We start from the raw sequence: 16117 nt of genomic DNA, 5'->3' as shown, positions 1-16117 counted from the left end.
GGGCTCAAAACGACAACAACTGCGAGCCAGTTGGGTGGCTACGCCGAGAAGCCGCCGTCGGACTTGATCAGCTGGCCCGACACCCACCGGCCCGCCGGCGACAGCAGGAACGCCACGGTCCCGGCGACGTCCGCCGGGGTGCCCAGCCTGCCGGTGGGCTGGTGACGCACGACGGCGTCCCGCACCGTGTCGTCCATCCAGCCGGTATCCACGGGGCCGGGATTGAGGACATTCGCTGAGATGCCCTGCGCACCGAGTTCGCGGGCGGCGGCGATGACGATCCGGTCCAGGGCGCCCTTGGATGCCCCGTAGGGGAGGTTGAACGCTGTGTGGTCGCTGGTCAGGGCAACGATGGCGCCGCCGTCGTCCGGTGCCTGCCGGGCGAACGCCGCGATGAGCTGCCAGCTGGCGCGGGTGTTGACGGCGAAATGCCGGTCGAAGGACTCGACAGTGGTGTCCAGGATTCCGGAGTCCACCGATTCGGTGTGGCTGAGCACCATCCCCTGCAGCGGCCCGGCAGCCTGCACGGCCGCTGCCATCAGCTGTCCCGGACCGGCCGGATCCTCCAGGTCCACGGGCAGCAGGTGGACCTGCGCTCCGATGGCCTCCAGCTCCGCCGTCAGCCGGACCACATCCTCCGGTTCGCTGCCCCACGGCATCCGGGCGTCGTAGGCCTGCCAGTAGGACAGCACCAGGTCCCAGCCGTCAGCCGCGAGCTGCCGGGCGATGCCGGCGCCGATGCCTGCCAGCCTTCCCGCGCCGGTGACCAGGGCAGTCTTGCGGAGGGCGCCTTCTGCGGGAGAGTCCATGGTTCCAGCCTAGTAGGACCGCGCGTGGCCGTTCGGTGCCCGGCCGTCAGTCCGGCAGCATCACCAGCCGGAGGTACCCGCTGAGGCACTCGGACATATCTACGCTGCCCGGGGCCAGCAGCCATTGGGTCTGGATTCCGTCCCACAGGGCAATCAGGGACGCTGCCGCAACCTCCGGGTCCACCCCCGGACGGAGGCGCCCGTCCGCGGCGAGTCCGTTGAACTGGCGGGCATAGCTGCTGCGGAGCCGCTCGAACCGGTCCACAAAAAACTGCCGGCCCGGGTTGGCGTCCGTCAGTGACTCCGCGCACAGGACCGTGTAGAGCTCCAGGACGCCGGGCACTCCTTCGTTGAACCGGACCTGCCGGAGCACCGCATCCACGATGGTCTCCTCGAGGCCGGCTACCGGCGTCCCGTCCCCGCTGATGAAGTCACGCCAGGTGAGCACCGCCATCAGCAGGCTGCTCTTTGACGGAAAGTAGTGCAGCAGGCTGGTCTGGCTCATCCCTGCCCGGTCCGCGACGTCCTGCAGGGTCCCACCGCGGTAGCCCCGGGCAGCGAACACCGAGTGGGCGGCGGCGAGGATGGCCTCCCGCCGTTGGGTGGATTTCGCGTAAGGGCCGCGCCGGGCAGGGTCGCTGCCCGTCTTTGTGCTCATAAAAAGCGAGTGTACAGGCGCGCAGCAAAAGGTGCCCCGCGAAATTCGAGCGGCTACTCGAATTTGTGCTAGCGTGTCTTCCACTTGCCACCGGGGGTGCTGCACTTCACACTCGAGGGCCCTTTTTCGGACACAACGAGGTGAAGGCAGATGGCGCAACAACTATCGCGACGACAACTCCTGGGAGCTGGCCTGGGGACCGCCACCATGGCGTTCCTCACTGGCTGCGCAACACCGGGTACCGCATCCGTGAACACCCAGCCGGTGATTCCCGCCGCTGCCGGGGAAACCATCACCCTGACCTACTGGGCCTGGTTGAAGGACATCCAGAACGTTGTGGACATCTGGAATGCCGCCAACCCCCGCGTCCAGGTCAAGGTGGAATGGATCCCCGGCGGCAACGTGGGCGGCTACCAGAAGCTGTACTCAGCGCTCGCAGCCGGCGGCGGACCGGACCTGGGGCAGGTTGAGCTGCGCTCCCTGCCGGAATTTATGCTGGTCAACGGCTTGGTGGACATCTCCCGGTACGGCGCTCAGGAATTCGCTCCCCGCTACGACCCCACCCTCTGGGGCCAGGTCAGCTACGCGGGCGGCGTTTTCGGCATCCCGCAGGACTCCGGTCCGATGGCCACGTTTTACCAGCCGGCCGTCCTGGAAACCGTGGGTGCCACGCCGCCCACCACCTGGGACGAGTGGGCCGCCGTCGCGCGTGAACTGCGCAGCCGCGGCGCCTACCTGGAAACCTTCCCGCTGGGCGACGCGTCAGTGTTCACCGCGTTCGCCACCCAGGCCGGCGCGAGGTGGCTCCGGGCGGAGGAGGACGGCTGGGTCATCAACATGACGGACGACGCCACCCTCAACACTGCCCGCTTCTTCGACAAAGCCATCACGGATGACCTCGTGGAAACCGGATTCGGCGCCTTCACTCCCGGCTGGTTCGCTGCGGCGTCCAAAGGCACCATCGCTGCGGCCACCTCCGGCAGTTGGGGTGATGCCCTGGTCCAGGGCGTCAGCGGCGGCGAAGGCAAATGGCGGGTGGCGCCCATGCCCACGTGGGGCACCACAGGGTTCGGCTCCACCTTCCTGGGTGGCTCCACCGCGGCGGTCTTCGCCAACAGCAAGCACCCCCGGGAGGCACTGGAATTCGCCGTCTGGATGACCTCCTCCAAGGAAGGCATCGACGCCGAGATCAAGAACAGCGGCATCGGCTGGTCCCCCTCCCCCGGCTTCATCGGCAGCCCGCGGCTTGAACCGTCGCCGTTCTTCAGCGGCCAGCGCTACAACGAGGAAGTCTTCCTCCCCGCCGCTACCCGGCAAAACCAGGACTGGTCCTGGTGGCCGGTCACCGAACAGTCCTTCAACATCCTCAGCGACGGGTTCCGCAGGAAACCCTCAGGCATCAGCCTGGTGGATTCCGTGGTGAGCGCTGAACAGCAGATCATGACCGTTTTCCGGAACAAGGGCCTCAGCATCCGAAAGGAGGCGTCATGACCGCGACGCCGCAGACCGAGAAGCGCCGGGCATCCCCGGCAGCCACCCCCTCGCCCGTGCCCAGCCGCGGCCGCCGGAATGGCGCAGCAGCGCGGGCACCCTGGCTCCTCCTGGCACCGTTCCTCGCCCTGTTCATCCTTACCTTCCTGCTGCCCATCGTTGTGGCAATAGGGTCCAGCTTCACCAAGGTGACCCGCGGCGGACTCTTCGGCGAGGCCGGTGTGACCACCAGCTTCGCCGGGTTCGGCAACTACGCCCAGGCCCTGGCCGATGGAAGCTTCGTCGCCTCGATCGGGCGCATGCTGCTCTTCGGCGTGGTGCAGGTCCCGGTGATGATTGTCCTCTGCACCGTGCTGGCACTCATGCTGGAATCCGCTTCCGCCAAATGGCCCGGATTCTTCCGGGCGGCCTACTTCCTCCCGTACGGCGTCCCAGGCGTGATCGCCACCATCCTGTGGTCCTTCCTCTACGTGCCGGGCCTGAGCCCGCTGGTGGACCTTGCCGGAACCTTTGGGCTCACACCGGATTTCCTGGGCCCTGACACCGTACTGTGGTCCATCGCCAACATCGTGATCTGGAGCTACACGGGCTACAACATGCTGATCATCGTGGCCCAGCTCAAGTCCATCCCCGTGGAACTCTACGAAGCCGCCAAAGTGGACGGAGCCTCCACGCTCCGGGTGGCGCTGAGCATCCAGCTGCCCCTGATCCGGCCGGCCCTGGTCCTGACCACCGTGTTTTCCATCATCGGCACCCTGCAGCTCTTCGCCGAAGCCCAGGTGCTCAAGACCGTGGCACCGGCCATTGACAGCCAGTACACGCCCAACCTGAGCGCCTACACCACTGCCTTCGCTTACAACGACTACAACGTCGCCGCAGCCCAGGCCGTCCTGATTGCCATTGCCGCCTTTACGCTCTCCTTCGCCTTCCTCAAATTCTCGAACAGGAAGTCATCATGACCACCACCGCCACCCGCCCGCGCAAGCTGACCGCGCCAGCCAGTTCACCGGACCGTTCCGCCGGCAAGCGGCGATCCTCCACCATCATCGTCACCTCCCTGCTGGTGGTGGTGGCCCTCTACTTCCTGGTCCCGGTGTACTGGGTGGTGGTTGCCGCCACCAAATCCACCGAGGATCTGTTCGGCACCAACGGCTTCTGGTTCGCCCCCACGTTCTCCCTGTGGGAAAACATCTCCCGCGTCCTGGCCTACGACAACGGCATCTTCCTCCAGTGGTTCCTGAACTCGGTACTGTATGCCGGCGTCGGCGCCCTGGCAGCCACCTACTTCGCTGCCGCCGGCGGGTACGCCCTGGCCAAGTACGAATTCCGCGGCCGGAACCTGGTGTTCGGCACCATCCTGGGCGGCGTCCTCGTCCCGGGAACGGCCACCGCACTGCCGTTGTTCCTGCTGTTCAGCCAGATGGGGATCGCCAATACCTACTGGAGCGTGCTGCTGCCCTCCCTGGTCTCGCCATTCGGGCTGTTCCTGTGCCGGATCTACTCCCAAGCCACTGTGGACACGTCCCTCATCGAAGCCGCCCGGCTGGACGGGGCCAGTGAGCTGCGGATCTTCCACACCATCGGCCTGCGGGTGCTGACCCCGGCGCTGGTCACCGTGTTCCTGTTCCAGCTGGTGGGCATCTGGAACAACTACTTCCTGCCCCTGGTGATGCTCTCCGATTCCGGCCTCTATCCCATCACCCTGGGACTGAACAACTGGCTCAGCCAGGTTGACAGGCTGCCCGAGTTCTACGAACTCACCACCGGCGGCGTCCTGCTGTCCATCATCCCGCTGGGCATCGCCATGGTGGTCCTGCAGCGGTTCTGGCGCGGCGGGCTGACGGAAGGCTCGGTCAAGTAACCCCCCTCCCCTCCCGTTGCGCTATCACTTATGGTCCCTAAACCCCCGGTTTAGGGACCATAAGTGATAGCGCAACTAGGGGGTGGGGGCGGGCTCGGGCTCCCGGCTGGGCGCAGGCTTCCTGATGGTGGCGCTGATGACCGCAGCCACCGTGCACATCGCTGCCGCCCCCAGCCACGCGTAGGTGTACTGCCCGGTGGCTTCGCGGATGGCCCCGGCACCGAGCGCCGCAGCCGCGGCACCCAGCTGGTGCGCCGCGAAGACCCAGCCAAACACCACACTGCCGTCCGCGCCGAACGTCTCGCGGCAGATGGCGGCCGTGGGCGGCACGGTGGCCACCCAGTCCAGCCCGTAGATCACCACAAACACGATCATGCTGGGCTGGATTTCCGCGTTCAGGAGCAGCGGCAGCACCAGCAGGCCAATTCCGCGGAACTGGTAATAGACGGCCAGCAGGACCCGCGGGTTGAACCGGTCGGTCAGCCAGCCGGACGCGATGGTCCCCACAATGTCAAAGATGCCGACGACGGCGAGCAGGCCCGCCGCGGTGGTTTCCGGCATGCCGTGGTCATGGGCTGAGGGGATGAAGTGGGTGCCGATCAGGCCGTTGGTGGTGGCACCGCAAATGGCGAAGCCAGCCACCAGCGCCCAGAATGTCCGGACCCTGCTGGCCCGGCGCAGTGCCTGCAGTGCCCGGACTGCGGCGTTGACCCGTGGCCCGTCCTGCGGCGCCGGCTCCTGTACGGCGGCCGGGTCCTGGCCGTAAGGCAGCACCCCCGCGTCCGCCGGGGAGTTCTTCAGGAACTTCAGCACCAGGGGCACCACGGCCAGGGCTCCGGCGGCAATCAGCAGGGAGGCCTGCCGCCAGCCGGGATCCTGCGCCAGCATGGCAATGAACGGCAGGAACACCAGCTGGCCCGCGGCGCTGCCGGCCGTGAGGATGCCAATCACCAGGCCCCGGCTTTTGACGAACCACGTGTTGGCGATGGTGGCCGCAAACACCAGCGCCATGGAGCCGGTCCCCAACCCGATCAGGACGCCCCAGGTCAGCAGGATCTGCCAGGACTGGTTGACGAACACTGTCAGGGCACTGCCGAGGCCGATCAGCACCAGGGCCGTAGCCGTGACGCCCCGGATGCCAAAGCGTTCCATCAGCGCAGCGGCAAAAGGGGCCGTGAGCCCGAACAGGACGAGGTTGATGCTGACCGCTGCGGACAGGACGGTCAGGGACCAGCCGAACTCCTGCTGCAGGGGAACCATCAGCGCGCCGGGCGCGGCGCGGAACCCTGCGGCCCCCACCAGCGCCAGGAACGCGACGGCGGCCACAATCCAGGCCGGATGGAGCTGTCGCCTGCCCACGGCGGCGCCGGGTTGGGACCTGTCTTTCGGCGGCGTGCTCACGCGGGTGCACCGGAGGCCGCAGTGGCCAGCCCGGTGGGCTGAGCGGACCGGGACAGGCTGTGCCAGCTGGTGGTGGCGGCCGTGAGCGGTTCCCCGCACGCGGTGCAGGTGTCTGCCGATACGGTGCGCTGCCCGCAACCGGAATGGACCACGTACATGTGCGCGTCGGCAGCCGGCGCCGGAAGGTGCTTCTCCGACCAGATCGCGACGGCGTTCAGCACCGGGAGGGCGTCCTCGCCCATGGGCGTGAGGACGTACTCTGTCCTGGTGCGGCCGCCGTCGGAATACTCCTGCCTGGCCAGCAGCCCGGCAGCCACGAGGCCTGTCAGACGCCGGGTGAGCACCGAGTCTGCCACCTGGACCTTGGCCTTGATGGCGCCGAAGCGGCCGTTGCCAAAAAACACCTCACGCAGGACCAAAACGCTCCAGGGATCACCCAGGATGTCCAGGCCCCGGGCCATGCTGCAGGCCCGCCCGGAAAGGTCGGATCGAAGTACCATGACGGCACCGTAGCTGACTTTCTTGAAGAAAGCCAGAGTCGATCACAAGCCGGTCCGGGCGGGCCCCGTTGTCAGCGCAGGGTGGCGAAGGCCCGTTCCAGGTCCGCGATCAGGTCCTCGGCGTCCTCGATGCCGCAGGAAAGCCGCAGGAGGTTGACCGGGACGGCAAGTTCGGTCCCCTTCACGGAGGCGTGCGTCATTTCGGACGGGTAGTTCATCAGCGACTCGATGCCACCCAGGGACTCGGCGAGGGTGAAGACGGACGTGGACTCGGCCACTTTCCGCGCCGCCGCCTCGCCGCCCTTGAACTGCACCGAGACCATGCCGCCGAACTTCCGCATCTGTTTCCGGGCCAGCTCGTGCCCTGGGTGGTCCGGCAGGCCCGGGTACAGGACCGCCTCCACCTCGGGCCGGCCCAACAGCCACTCGGCCACGGCCTGGCCGTTGTCGCTGTGCCGGTCCATCCTGACGCCCAGGGTTTTGAGCCCGCGCGTGGTGAGGAAGGCATCCATGGGTCCGGACACCGCGCCCACGGCAAACTGCACAAAACCGATCTTTTCCGCCAGCTCCGCATCCTTCACCACCAGCGCACCGCCCACCACGTCCGAGTGGCCGCCGATGTACTTGGTGGTGGAGTGGACCACCACGTCAGCCCCCAGGTCCAGCGGGGTCTGCAGGTAGGGGGACGCGAACGTGTTGTCCACCACCAGCAGGATCCCCGCGCCGTGGGCGATCTCTGCGAGCGCGGCGATGTCCGTGATCTTCATCATGGGGTTCGACGGCGTCTCCACCCAGAGGAGCCGGGTGTTGTTGGCTTCGACGGCCTGCCGGACGGCGTCCAGGTTGGCCATGTCCACCGGGGTGTTTCCGATTCCCCAGTCGCCCAGGACCCGGCTGATGAGCCGGTAGGTGCCCCCGTAGGCGTCGTTTCCGAGCACAATATGGTCGCCGGGGCGGGTGAGGGCACGGATCAGGGAGTCCTCAGCGGCGAGCCCTGAGCTGAAGCTGTACGCGTGCGTGCCGCGTTCCAGGGCAGCGAGCTGTTCCTGGAGGGCGTCGCGGGTGGGGTTGCCGCCGCGGCCGTATTCGTAGCCGGCGCGGAGGCCGCCGATGCCGTCCTGCGCATAGGTCGAGCTGAAGTGCAGGGGCGGGACCACGGCGCCGGTGCGCGGCTCGAAAGCCTGGCCGGCGTGCACGGCGCGGGTGTTGAAGCCTTGGTTTTCCGGGAGGGACATGTTGCTCCTTTTCGGGTGCAGGTCAGTTGCTGAGATAGGCCAGGAGGTCGTGCCGGGTGAGGATGCCCACCGGCGCGCCCACAAACGTGACCATGACCGTATCCACGTCGGAGAGCATCTCCCTGGCCGCGGAGATGGTTTCCAGGGACCCGATCACCGGCAGTTTGGGGCCCATGTGCTGGGAGATCTTGTCCGCGAGCTTCGCCTCGCCGCGGAACAGCTTGGCGGTAAGGGTCCGTTCGTCCACGGCACCGAGGACCTCGCCCATCACCACCGGCGGTTCCTGCGACAGGACGGGGATGTGGCTGACGCCGAACTCGTTCATGATGTTGATGACATCGCGGACGGATTCGTTGGGATGGATGTGCACCAGGTCAGGCAGTTCGCCGTTTTTGGTTTTGATGACCTCGCCCACGGAGGTTTCCTCGCCGCCGGAGAGGAAGCCGTAGGAGCGCATCCACTGGTCGTTGAAGATTTTCGCCAGGTAGCCGCGGCCGGAGTCGGGCAGGATCACGACGACGACGGCAGACTCGGGCAGGTCCTTCGCGGCTTTCAGCGCGGCCACCACAGCCATGCCCGAGGAGCCGCCCACCAGCAGGCCTTCCTCCCGGGCCAGCCGGCGGGTCATGTCGAACGAGTCGGCATCGCTGACGGCGATCACCTGGTCCGGGATGGACTTGTCATAGTTTCCGGGCCACATGTCCTCCCCCACGCCTTCGACGAAATACGGCCGTCCGGTACCGCCCGAGTAGACCGAACCTTCCGGGTCCGCGCCGATTATCCTGACCCGGCCGCCGTCGGCCGCTGCCCGGTCCGCCGAGACTTCCTTGAGGTACCGGCCGGTGCCCGTGATGGTACCGCCGGTGCCGGCGCCGATCACGCAGTGGGTGACGCGGCCGTCCGTATCGTTCCAGATTTCGGGCCCGGTGGTGCGGTAGTGGCTCTCCGGGGCTGCGGGGTTGGAGAACTGGTCCGGCTTGTAGGCGCCGGGGGTCTCGCGCACGATCCGGTCCGAGACGCCGTAGTAGCTTTGCGGGCTGTCGGGCGGCACGGCGGTGGGCGTGACCACCACCTCGGCCCCGTAGGCGCGCAGCACGGCGCGCTTGTCCTCGCCCACCTTGTCCGGGACTACAAAAACGCACTTGTAGCCCTTTTGCTGGGCTACCAGCGCCAGTCCCACCCCGGTGTTGCCGGACGTGGGTTCCACGATGGTGGCCCCCGGCTGGAGTTTGCCGTCCCGCTCGGCGTCCTCGATCATCTGGGCGGCGATGCGGTCCTTGATGGAGCCGCCGGGGTTCAGGTACTCGAGTTTGACCAGGACGGTGGCCTTGGTGTCACCCGTGACGTGGTTGAGTTTGATAAGCGGCGTGTTGCCGATGAGGTCCAGGATGGACTGGGCATACTTCATAACCACCAAACTACCGCTTTGTGACGGCCCTATCCGTCCGCGGGCCCTGACTCTTCCGCCGGCAGGTTCTCCCAGAGGCCCATGACGTTACCCTCCGTGTCGCGGAAGTACGCGAAGCTACCCATTCCGGGGATGGTTTCCTTGACCCGCACCACGGAGCCGCCCGCGGCTTCCACGCTGTGGAGGGTGGCGTCGATGTCCGGGACGTCCACGGTGATGACGGGGTGCTGGAGGTCCTGGGCCCGGGTCATCATGCCGCCGTTGATGGCACCGGGGACGGTGGGCTGGCCCGTTTTTTCGTCCATGGGCGTGGTGACCATTGCGCTGTAGTCCATCCCGGGAACCGGATCGATCCTCCAGCCGAGCGTCTGCTCGTAGAACGCCCTGGCGCGCTCGCCGTCGTCCGCCGGAATTTCGAAATGCACCACTGCGCCCATCGCCTGACCTGGCCCTCCGTGTGTCCAGCGCGGCGGTTCCGCGCCACAGCAAGGAGTCTAGTCCCGGCACGGCGCCAGGATAAGGGGCAGGCGGCGCCTTTAGGCTTGGCCCATGTCAATCATTTACGAAGCGACCATTACCCCGTCCAAGCTGGACATGATGGCGGCGTGGCTGCCGCAGCAGGACTGGTTCACCGGCACGGAGCCGCTGGCACTGGAGCGGGTGGCATCCTTCCGCTTTGACGATCCTGCCGGGCAGGTGGGGATGGAGACGCTGCTGATCCGCTCCGGTGCGCACACGTACCAGGTGCCGCTGGCGTACCGGAACGAACCGCTGGCAGGTGCGGAAGATTTCCTGCTGGGCACCACTCTGCACTCGGTGCTGGGTACGCGCTGGGTGTACGACGCCACCGGGGATCCCCTCTATGCGGCAGCCCTTGCCGGCGCCGTGCTGGCCGGGGACCCGCAGGCCAACCAGGTGGAGCACCGCGGCGAAGAACGGATCCCGCTGCCGGCCACCATCACGCTCACCAGCACCGGAACCCCGGGGACAGCCGTCCCGGCCGTCCAGTCCGTCACCGCGCATACCGTTGGCGGGGTGACCACCATCCGCTCGGGTGGCCTCAGCATCGCCGTGGTCCGGTCCCTGGCGGACGACGACGGCACGCATCTCGGCGCAGCCCTCACCGGCGCCTGGGCCGGCGGTCCCGCTGCCGCGTTGCTGGCCACCGCGTCACTTACCGGCCACAGCTGACGTTTTGCACCGGCCAGGCCCCGTACAAAAGCCCCTGCCGGCGGACCGTCCTGGTCCGCCGGCAGGGGCTTTTTGTACGCTCAGCGGCCGTTGAGCAGGGTTTCGCTGCAGTCCTTGTTGTCCTGGCCCCTTTCGGTGTAACCGGTGGGGGTGCTGATGGTGACGTCGTTGATGTACCAGATGTAGTGCCCGGCCAGCTGGGATGAGTAGTTGACCCGGATCCGGCCCTTCTTCTCGTGGATCTCGGCACCAGCGGTCAGCGTGGCCTTGCGGCCCGGCTCGATGTGGATGGTGGAGGCGTTTGATTCGGTGACGGTATGGCTCCAGTTGTATTCGCCGGACAGCCCGCCGGTGAAGAAGCTCTTGACCGCGCTGGCGGTGCCGCCGATCGAACCGCCTGATGACCACGATTCGCTGCCTGTGAGAGCCTGGTCAATCACTCCGCGGTCCGAGGTGCAGTTGGTGACGGTCTCGCCCACCGCTTTCCAGTCAAGGAAGGTGTTGCTGCTTTCCTCTTCGAAGGTGCAGGCGTCCAGGGCCATGGTGTTGCCCGTGGTGTGGCCGTCCGGGAGGTAGGCAGTTCCGTCGCAGTCGCCCTGGAGCTCCTCGATGGTGGGCGGCCGGTCCTCGGCCTGGGCCGGCGACACTGGTCCAAGGAAACCAACGCCCAGCAGCGCCGCTGCGGTGACGATGCCGGTTCGTGAGCCGATCTTCTTCATACGATTGGACATGCTCTTCAACTCCCCATTAGTCATTCCTGCGTACCCTCTGGCACTGCCACCACTCTTCCCCGCCGGGGTTGGTCCGGCAACGGATGCGGGGAAGGGTTAGCCGGATGGCTAACATCCCCGCCCCGACCTAGACTCGTGCCGGGGGACGGACTAACAGAAGGCAGGGAACGCGGCGATGGGCTTTCTGGTCGAACACTGCAGCGAACTGGAATCCTCGCTCCTGCACCCGCAGAATTTTGAGCACTCCCCCAGCGGGCAGTGGCTGGCGGAACGGTACCGGGAGATCGTCCCCGTGATTCTGCCCGACGTCCTCCACTGCCTGGACACCGGGGAACCGCTCGCCCCACGCAGCGTGGCGGCCGTGCGGACCTCAGCGGAGGGCATCCTGGCCGGCCGGGTGCCCTTGCACACGGTCCTTCATGGCGGAATTCCTGCCCTGCGCGTGTTTGCCGCGTTCCTGCAACCGCATCATTCGCGGCTCACCAGCGCCGAGCTCGCGTCGATCCTGGGGCGGGCGTCAGTCGTGGCCACCGAACTGGGCGCCTGCTGGGCCCACGCCTGGTCCAGCGCACCGTCCACCGCCGCGTCCACCGCCGCGTCCACCGCCGCGTCCACCGCAGGATCGTCGGAGCCGGCAGCCGGCGTTCCTGCCGGTGCGGACACTGAAGTGCACGTCCCGGACCTCGTCGCGGTGCCGGGACATCTGGACGACGCCGACCTCGACATGGTGCTGCTGGCTGCGCAGGGCCGCTCGAACGAGGAAATCGCCCAGGCCACCGCGTACAGCCCGCACGCGGTCAAGTGGCATCTGGGCCGCGCGATGCGCACCTGGAACGTCCGCAACCGGGCCAGCCTCATCACGACGGCCCTCCTCCGGGGTGCCTTGCGGCCCCGCACGCGGCTCATGCCGCCGGCGGCCATCCAACCCCCAGTGCCGCAGGACCCGCAGAAGCACTGACCCGCCGCCCCTCCCGGCCCAACTAGGTCGCAGTTGTTGTCGTTATGAGCCCTCAAAACGACAACAACTGCGACCTAGTTGGGAGGGGGCGCAGGGCGGTGTCGGCGGGGCGTGGGACCATGGAAGGCATGACCATCGCAGAGGCTTCCCCCCGGCTCGCCGCCGCGGCGGACGCAGCCCTGCGCTGGTATCCGGGCGGCCCGTACAGCCTTGCCCGGACGCTCGGACCGCTGCTCAGGGGTGCCAGCGACCCCTCCTTCAGCAGCCAGGGCAACGACATCTGGAACGCCTTCACCACCACGGAAGGCCCTGCGACGCTCCGGTTCAGCCCGGCCGGTGGCACCGCGACGGAACCCCTGGTGGACGTCCAGGCGTGGGGTCCGGGGGCGGCAGCTGCCCTGGCCACGGTTCCGCGGCTGCTGGGCGTGGACGACGACTGGTCCGGTTTTGACGAGCCCGGCTTTTCCGCGACGCTGCCGGACATGGTCCGGGAGGCGCGGCGCCGCAACCTGTCCCTCCGGCTGCCTGCCAGCGGGCGGATGGTGGACCAACTGGTGCCCATCATCCTGGAGCAGAAAGTCACTGTCATTGAGGCCCGGCGCGCCTACCGCTACCTGATGCACCGCTTCGGCTCACCCGCCCCGCAGGCCGGCGCAGCCACGCCCCCGGGACTGACCGTGGCACCCACCGCCGCGCAGTGGCTGCAGGTCCCCAGCTGGGAATGGCACCGGGCGGGAGTGGGCCCGCAGCGGTCCGCCACCGTGATGCGGGCGCTGCGGTCCGCCGCCGCGCTGGAGCGCCTCGCCGCGCTGCCCGCAGCGGAGGCCGGCCTGAAGATGCAGACCATCCCCGGGATCGGGGTGTGGACCGCCGCGGAAGTGGTGCAGCGGACACACGGCTGCCCTGACTCCATCGCGGTGGGCGACTATCACCTGGCCGCCTACGTGGGTGCGGCCCTCACCGGCCGCCGGACGGACGACGACGGCATGATCCGGCTGCTCGAACCGTGGCGGGGGCACCGGCAACGGGTGGTCCGGATGATCAAGAGTACCGGTTACAGGAAGCCCACGTTCGGTCCGCGGATGACCATCCAGGACCACCGGGGGCACTGACACCTGTCCAACAGCCGGAACCTGGCGTAGCTACAGGCCCAGCCGGGAGGCCGCTTCCTCCCGCATCTGGACCTTGCGGACCTTCCCGGAGACTGTCATGGGGAAACTGTCCCGGACATCGACGTACCGAGGGATCTTGTAGTGGGCCAGGTGGCCGCGGCAAAACTCGGCCACCCCGGCTTCGTCGAGGGGCGCGGCGCCGGGCTTGAGGATGATGCACGCCATCAGCTCTTCGCCGTAGCGCGGGTCCGGGACGCCGATCACCTGGACGTCCTGCACCGAGGGATGGGTGAAAAGGAAATCCTCGATTTCGCGGGGATACACGTTCTCGCCGCCCCGGATCACCATGTCCTTGATCCGGCCCTCGATGGCTACGTACCCCTCGGCATCCATCCGGGCCAGGTCGCCGGTGTGCATCCAGCCGTCGGCGTCGATGGCTTCGGCGGTTTCCCCGGGCAGGCCCCAGTACCCGGACATCACGGAGTAGCCCCGCGTGCACAGCTCGCCGATCCCGCCGCGGTCCAGGTCTTCCCCGGTGACGGGGTCGGTGATGCGGTTCTCCAGGTGCGGCATGGTCCGGCCCACGGTTTCCGTGCGGTGCTGCAGCGTGTCGCCGTGCCGCGTCATGGTGGACACCGGCGACGTTTCAGTCATGCCGTAGCAAATGGCCACGTCCACCATGTTCATGTCGGTGATCACCCGGTTCATCACCTCGATGGGGCACACTGACCCTGCCATGACCCCGGTGCGCAGGGTGGACAGGTCGTAGGAGGCGAAGTCGGGCAGGGCCAGTTCGGCGATGAACATGGTGGGGACCCCGTACAGGGACGTCCCGCCGAAGTCCTGCACTGCCTCGAGCGCCGCCGCCGGTGAGAATCCGCGGCCGGGAATGATCGTGGCAGCACCGTGGCTGAGCGCGTTCAAGTTGCCTATCACCATGCCGAAGCAGTGGTAGAACGGCACCGGGATCACCACCCTGTCGTGCTCGGTGTAGCCCAGCAACTCCCCGATGGCGTAGCCGTTGTTGAGGATGTTGTGGTGCGTGAGCGTGGCCCCTTTGGGGAAGCCCGTGGTACCTGAGGTGTACTGCAGGTTGATGGGATCGTGCGGGTCCAGCTCCGCCATTCTGGCTTTCAAGGCGGAATGCCCGACGGCGTCCGCGCGCTTGAGCAGTTCGGCGTAGGTCAGTTCCGCGTCGCTGAGCGGGGCCACCGAATCAGGTCCGTCGCCGCCGGGGGCGGGCAGGAAAACCAGCTGCTCAAGGTCCGGGCAGCCGGCCAGCGCCCGCCGGGCCATGGCCACAAAGTCGCTGGTCCGGTCCGAGGGTGCGGTCACCAACAGCCGCATCCCATTCTGCCGGACCACAAACTCCAGTTCGTGGCTGCGGTACGCGGGGTTGACGTTCACCAGGATGGCCCCGGCTTTGGCGGTGGCATACTGCAGCAGCGTCCACTCGGCACAGTTGGGGCTCCAGATCCCCACCCGGTCCCCTCTGGCGATGCCCAGGGCGAGGAGCGCACGCGCCAGCCGGTCGACGTCGTCATTCATTTTGGCGTAGCTCCAGCGGCGGGCGTCCGAGCCCGGCACCGGCGCGGCCTCAATCAGCGCGTCGTGATAGGGGAACCTGGCCACCACGCCCTCGAACTGCTGGCCGATGGTTTCCTCAAGCAGCGGAACGTCAGTGTCCCCGGCTGTATAAGCGCGCATGATGGCACGCTACCAACAGGCCTGCGGCTTTGAAAGCATCCGGCCCGTTTCGCAAGGCGCTACGCGGCGCAACAGAACACGGCCAGCTGCCGCGGCCGGTAATGTGGGCAGCATGAGTGCACCGATCGACCTGCAGGCAACGTTCATCCCCAACGAGGGCGAGTTCTTCCGCGTGAAGCTGGCCCTGGAAATCGCCATTGACGAGGTGGTGACCGAACCGGGCTGCATCCGGTACGAACTCACCGAAGCCACGGAGGAGAAGCTGGTCCTGACAGAGCAGTGGGCTTCCGAGGAGGACCTGGCGAAGCACTCCAAGGGCATTGCGGTCCAGGACCTCAATGAGTCCCTCAGCGCATTGCTGGCCGAACCCGCCAAGGTGGAACGCATCTAGCCAGCCCACAGTCAGCAAAAAAAGCCTCCCCCACCCACCGGATTCCGGTGGAGGGGGAGGCTTTGTCAATGCTGGCGGCTTAGGCGCCCGGGATCTGCGATCCGTCCTGGGGGCCCGACTGGGTGGTGCCGGCCTGGTTGCCGGCCTCGGCCTCGGCCTGCGAGCGCGCCACGTGGGCGTGCACCTCGTCCATGTCCAGGGCCTTCACCGCGTCCACCACCTGTTCCAGCTGCTGGGCGTTCAGGGCACCGGGCTGGGAGAAGACCAGCACCTTTTCGCGGAACGCCATCAGGGTGGGGATGGAGGAGATGCCGGCCTCGGCGGCGAGCTGCTGCTCAGCCTCGGTGTCCACCTTGGTGAAGAGGACATCCGGGTGCTTCTCCGAGACGGACGAGTACGTGGGGCCGAACTGCTTGCACGGGCCGCACCATTCGGCCCAGAAATCGACCAGGACAATGTCGTTGGCCTCAATGGTGGATGCGAACTGTTCTCCGGTGATGTCAAGGGTAGCCATGGAACTACGGTACGCGCGATGGGCGTGCGCGTCGCGGCGGGCCCCCTGTTGTTCGCTCCCCGCGTGATCGGGAATAACGTGCCCACCACCGTATACACAAGCACTTCCGGCGCCTACCCTTGGGGTCAGCAGCGCAGTTGAGCGCACCCA

Annotated in this window: 17 protein-coding genes; 7 read left to right on the top strand and 10 right to left on the bottom strand. The window is 67.3% G+C overall.

Annotated features, from left to right (window positions below; all coding sequences use genetic code 11):
• Window positions 1-38: 38 nt before the first annotated feature.
• Complete coding sequence (locus ASF72_RS04190) at window positions 39-809, bottom strand: SDR family oxidoreductase (protein ID WP_056596904.1); 771 nt, start codon at window positions 807-809, stop codon at window positions 39-41.
• Window positions 810-855: 46 nt separating this feature from the next.
• The gene (locus ASF72_RS04185) at window positions 856-1467 is read right to left on the bottom strand and encodes a TetR/AcrR family transcriptional regulator (protein WP_050685345.1); all 612 of its coding nucleotides are present in this window, start codon (window positions 1465-1467) and stop codon (window positions 856-858) included.
• A gap of 207 nt (window positions 1468-1674) precedes the next feature.
• On the opposite strand from ASF72_RS04185, the gene ASF72_RS04180 reads away from it, so the two are divergent.
• From ASF72_RS04180 to ASF72_RS04170, 3 genes are read left to right on the top strand one after another with little or no spacing between them, the layout of a single operon-like run.
• Window positions 1675-2958, top strand: a complete 1284-nt coding sequence (locus ASF72_RS04180; RefSeq protein WP_235504648.1) for an ABC transporter substrate-binding protein — start codon at window positions 1675-1677, stop codon at window positions 2956-2958.
• Window positions 2955-3917 carry a carbohydrate ABC transporter permease gene (locus tag ASF72_RS04175; RefSeq protein ID WP_050685347.1) on the top strand — a complete coding sequence of 321 codons (963 nt, stop codon included), beginning with the start codon at window positions 2955-2957 and terminating at the stop codon, window positions 3915-3917. The genes ASF72_RS04180 and ASF72_RS04175 overlap by 4 nt, the downstream gene beginning before the upstream one ends.
• Window positions 3914-4819 (top strand): carbohydrate ABC transporter permease, encoded by a 906-nt coding sequence (locus ASF72_RS04170; RefSeq protein ID WP_056596902.1) that lies wholly within the window; start codon window positions 3914-3916, stop codon window positions 4817-4819. The genes ASF72_RS04175 and ASF72_RS04170 overlap by 4 nt, the downstream gene beginning before the upstream one ends.
• 75 nt (window positions 4820-4894) lie before the next feature.
• On the opposite strand, the gene ASF72_RS04165 is transcribed toward ASF72_RS04170, so the two are convergent.
• The 5 genes from ASF72_RS04165 to ASF72_RS04145 all read right to left on the bottom strand — a co-directional run bounded on the left by ASF72_RS04165 (window position 4895) and on the right by ASF72_RS04145 (window position 9800).
• Window positions 4895-6220 carry an MFS transporter gene (locus ASF72_RS04165; RefSeq protein WP_056596900.1) on the bottom strand — a complete coding sequence of 442 codons (1326 nt, stop codon included), beginning with the start codon at window positions 6218-6220 and terminating at the stop codon, window positions 4895-4897.
• Window positions 6217-6720 (bottom strand): winged helix-turn-helix transcriptional regulator, encoded by a 504-nt coding sequence (locus ASF72_RS04160; RefSeq protein WP_056596897.1) that lies wholly within the window; start codon window positions 6718-6720, stop codon window positions 6217-6219. The genes ASF72_RS04165 and ASF72_RS04160 overlap by 4 nt, the downstream gene beginning before the upstream one ends.
• A gap of 71 nt (window positions 6721-6791) precedes the next feature.
• Window positions 6792-7955, bottom strand: a complete 1164-nt coding sequence (locus ASF72_RS04155) for a cystathionine gamma-synthase (protein WP_056596896.1) — start codon at window positions 7953-7955, stop codon at window positions 6792-6794.
• A gap of 22 nt (window positions 7956-7977) precedes the next feature.
• A complete protein-coding gene (locus ASF72_RS04150; protein WP_056596894.1) occupies window positions 7978-9363 on the bottom strand; it encodes a cystathionine beta-synthase in 1386 nt (461 codons plus the stop codon).
• Between the two features lie 29 nt (window positions 9364-9392).
• A complete protein-coding gene (locus ASF72_RS04145; protein ID WP_050685353.1) occupies window positions 9393-9800 on the bottom strand; it encodes a VOC family protein in 408 nt (135 codons plus the stop codon).
• A 112-nt stretch (window positions 9801-9912) separates the two neighbouring features.
• On the opposite strand from ASF72_RS04145, the gene ASF72_RS04140 reads away from it, so the two are divergent.
• Window positions 9913-10554: a CG0192-related protein gene (locus tag ASF72_RS04140; RefSeq protein ID WP_050685354.1), complete on the top strand. Its 642-nt coding sequence runs from the start codon at window positions 9913-9915 to the stop codon at window positions 10552-10554.
• An 80-nt stretch (window positions 10555-10634) separates the two neighbouring features.
• Here ASF72_RS04140 and ASF72_RS04135 read toward each other — a convergent pair whose 3' ends face one another.
• A complete protein-coding gene (locus tag ASF72_RS04135; protein WP_157370890.1) occupies window positions 10635-11285 on the bottom strand; it encodes a hypothetical protein in 651 nt (216 codons plus the stop codon).
• A gap of 175 nt (window positions 11286-11460) precedes the next feature.
• On the opposite strand from ASF72_RS04135, the gene ASF72_RS04130 reads away from it, so the two are divergent.
• Entirely contained in the window at window positions 11461-12243 is a 783-nt protein-coding gene (locus tag ASF72_RS04130) for a helix-turn-helix transcriptional regulator (RefSeq protein WP_056596892.1), read from the top strand.
• Window positions 12244-12371: 128 nt separating this feature from the next.
• Window positions 12372-13355 (top strand): DNA-3-methyladenine glycosylase family protein, encoded by a 984-nt coding sequence (locus tag ASF72_RS04125; protein WP_056596891.1) that lies wholly within the window; start codon window positions 12372-12374, stop codon window positions 13353-13355.
• Between the two features lie 30 nt (window positions 13356-13385).
• On the opposite strand, the gene ASF72_RS04120 is transcribed toward ASF72_RS04125, so the two are convergent.
• Window positions 13386-15062, bottom strand: coding sequence for an AMP-binding protein (locus ASF72_RS04120; protein ID WP_056596890.1), 1677 nt, complete (start codon window positions 15060-15062; stop codon window positions 13386-13388).
• 112 nt (window positions 15063-15174) lie between these two features.
• Here ASF72_RS04120 and ASF72_RS04115 point away from each other — a divergent pair, with 112 nt between their 5' ends.
• Window positions 15175-15453, top strand: a complete 279-nt coding sequence (locus tag ASF72_RS04115; RefSeq protein WP_050685367.1) for a putative quinol monooxygenase — start codon at window positions 15175-15177, stop codon at window positions 15451-15453.
• Window positions 15454-15532: 79 nt separating this feature from the next.
• Here ASF72_RS04115 and ASF72_RS04110 read toward each other — a convergent pair whose 3' ends face one another.
• On the bottom strand, window positions 15533-15967 hold the full coding sequence (locus ASF72_RS04110; protein WP_056596887.1) for a thioredoxin family protein: 435 nt from the start codon (window positions 15965-15967) through the stop codon (window positions 15533-15535).
• Between the last annotated feature and the right edge of the window lie 150 nt (window positions 15968-16117).

The sequence above is a fragment of the Arthrobacter sp. Leaf141 genome (genome assembly GCF_001424565.1).
Lineage (GTDB): Bacteria > Actinomycetota > Actinomycetes > Actinomycetales > Micrococcaceae > Arthrobacter.
This window is presented reverse-complemented; position numbering and strand designations above follow the sequence as displayed.

Coding starts and splice junctions, on each gene's coding strand:
- ASF72_RS04110 (WP_056596887.1), bottom strand. CDS start 15,967: ATGGCTACCCTTGACATCACCGGAGAACAGTTCGCATCCACCATTGAG.
- ASF72_RS04140 (WP_050685354.1), top strand. CDS start 9,913: ATGTCAATCATTTACGAAGCGACCATTACCCCGTCCAAGCTGGACATG.
- ASF72_RS04160 (WP_056596897.1), bottom strand. CDS start 6,720: ATGGTACTTCGATCCGACCTTTCCGGGCGGGCCTGCAGCATGGCCCGG.
- ASF72_RS04120 (WP_056596890.1), bottom strand. CDS start 15,062: ATGCGCGCTTATACAGCCGGGGACACTGACGTTCCGCTGCTTGAGGAA.
- ASF72_RS04180 (WP_235504648.1), top strand. CDS start 1,675: ATGGCGTTCCTCACTGGCTGCGCAACACCGGGTACCGCATCCGTGAAC.
- ASF72_RS04175 (WP_050685347.1), top strand. CDS start 2,955: ATGACCGCGACGCCGCAGACCGAGAAGCGCCGGGCATCCCCGGCAGCC.
- ASF72_RS04125 (WP_056596891.1), top strand. CDS start 12,372: ATGACCATCGCAGAGGCTTCCCCCCGGCTCGCCGCCGCGGCGGACGCA.
- ASF72_RS04185 (WP_050685345.1), bottom strand. CDS start 1,467: ATGAGCACAAAGACGGGCAGCGACCCTGCCCGGCGCGGCCCTTACGCG.
- ASF72_RS04115 (WP_050685367.1), top strand. CDS start 15,175: ATGAGTGCACCGATCGACCTGCAGGCAACGTTCATCCCCAACGAGGGC.
- ASF72_RS04145 (WP_050685353.1), bottom strand. CDS start 9,800: ATGGGCGCAGTGGTGCATTTCGAAATTCCGGCGGACGACGGCGAGCGC.
- ASF72_RS04155 (WP_056596896.1), bottom strand. CDS start 7,955: ATGTCCCTCCCGGAAAACCAAGGCTTCAACACCCGCGCCGTGCACGCC.
- ASF72_RS04135 (WP_157370890.1), bottom strand. CDS start 11,285: ATGTCCAATCGTATGAAGAAGATCGGCTCACGAACCGGCATCGTCACC.
- ASF72_RS04150 (WP_056596894.1), bottom strand. CDS start 9,363: ATGAAGTATGCCCAGTCCATCCTGGACCTCATCGGCAACACGCCGCTT.
- ASF72_RS04170 (WP_056596902.1), top strand. CDS start 3,914: ATGACCACCACCGCCACCCGCCCGCGCAAGCTGACCGCGCCAGCCAGT.
- ASF72_RS04130 (WP_056596892.1), top strand. CDS start 11,461: ATGGGCTTTCTGGTCGAACACTGCAGCGAACTGGAATCCTCGCTCCTG.
- ASF72_RS04190 (WP_056596904.1), bottom strand. CDS start 809: ATGGACTCTCCCGCAGAAGGCGCCCTCCGCAAGACTGCCCTGGTCACC.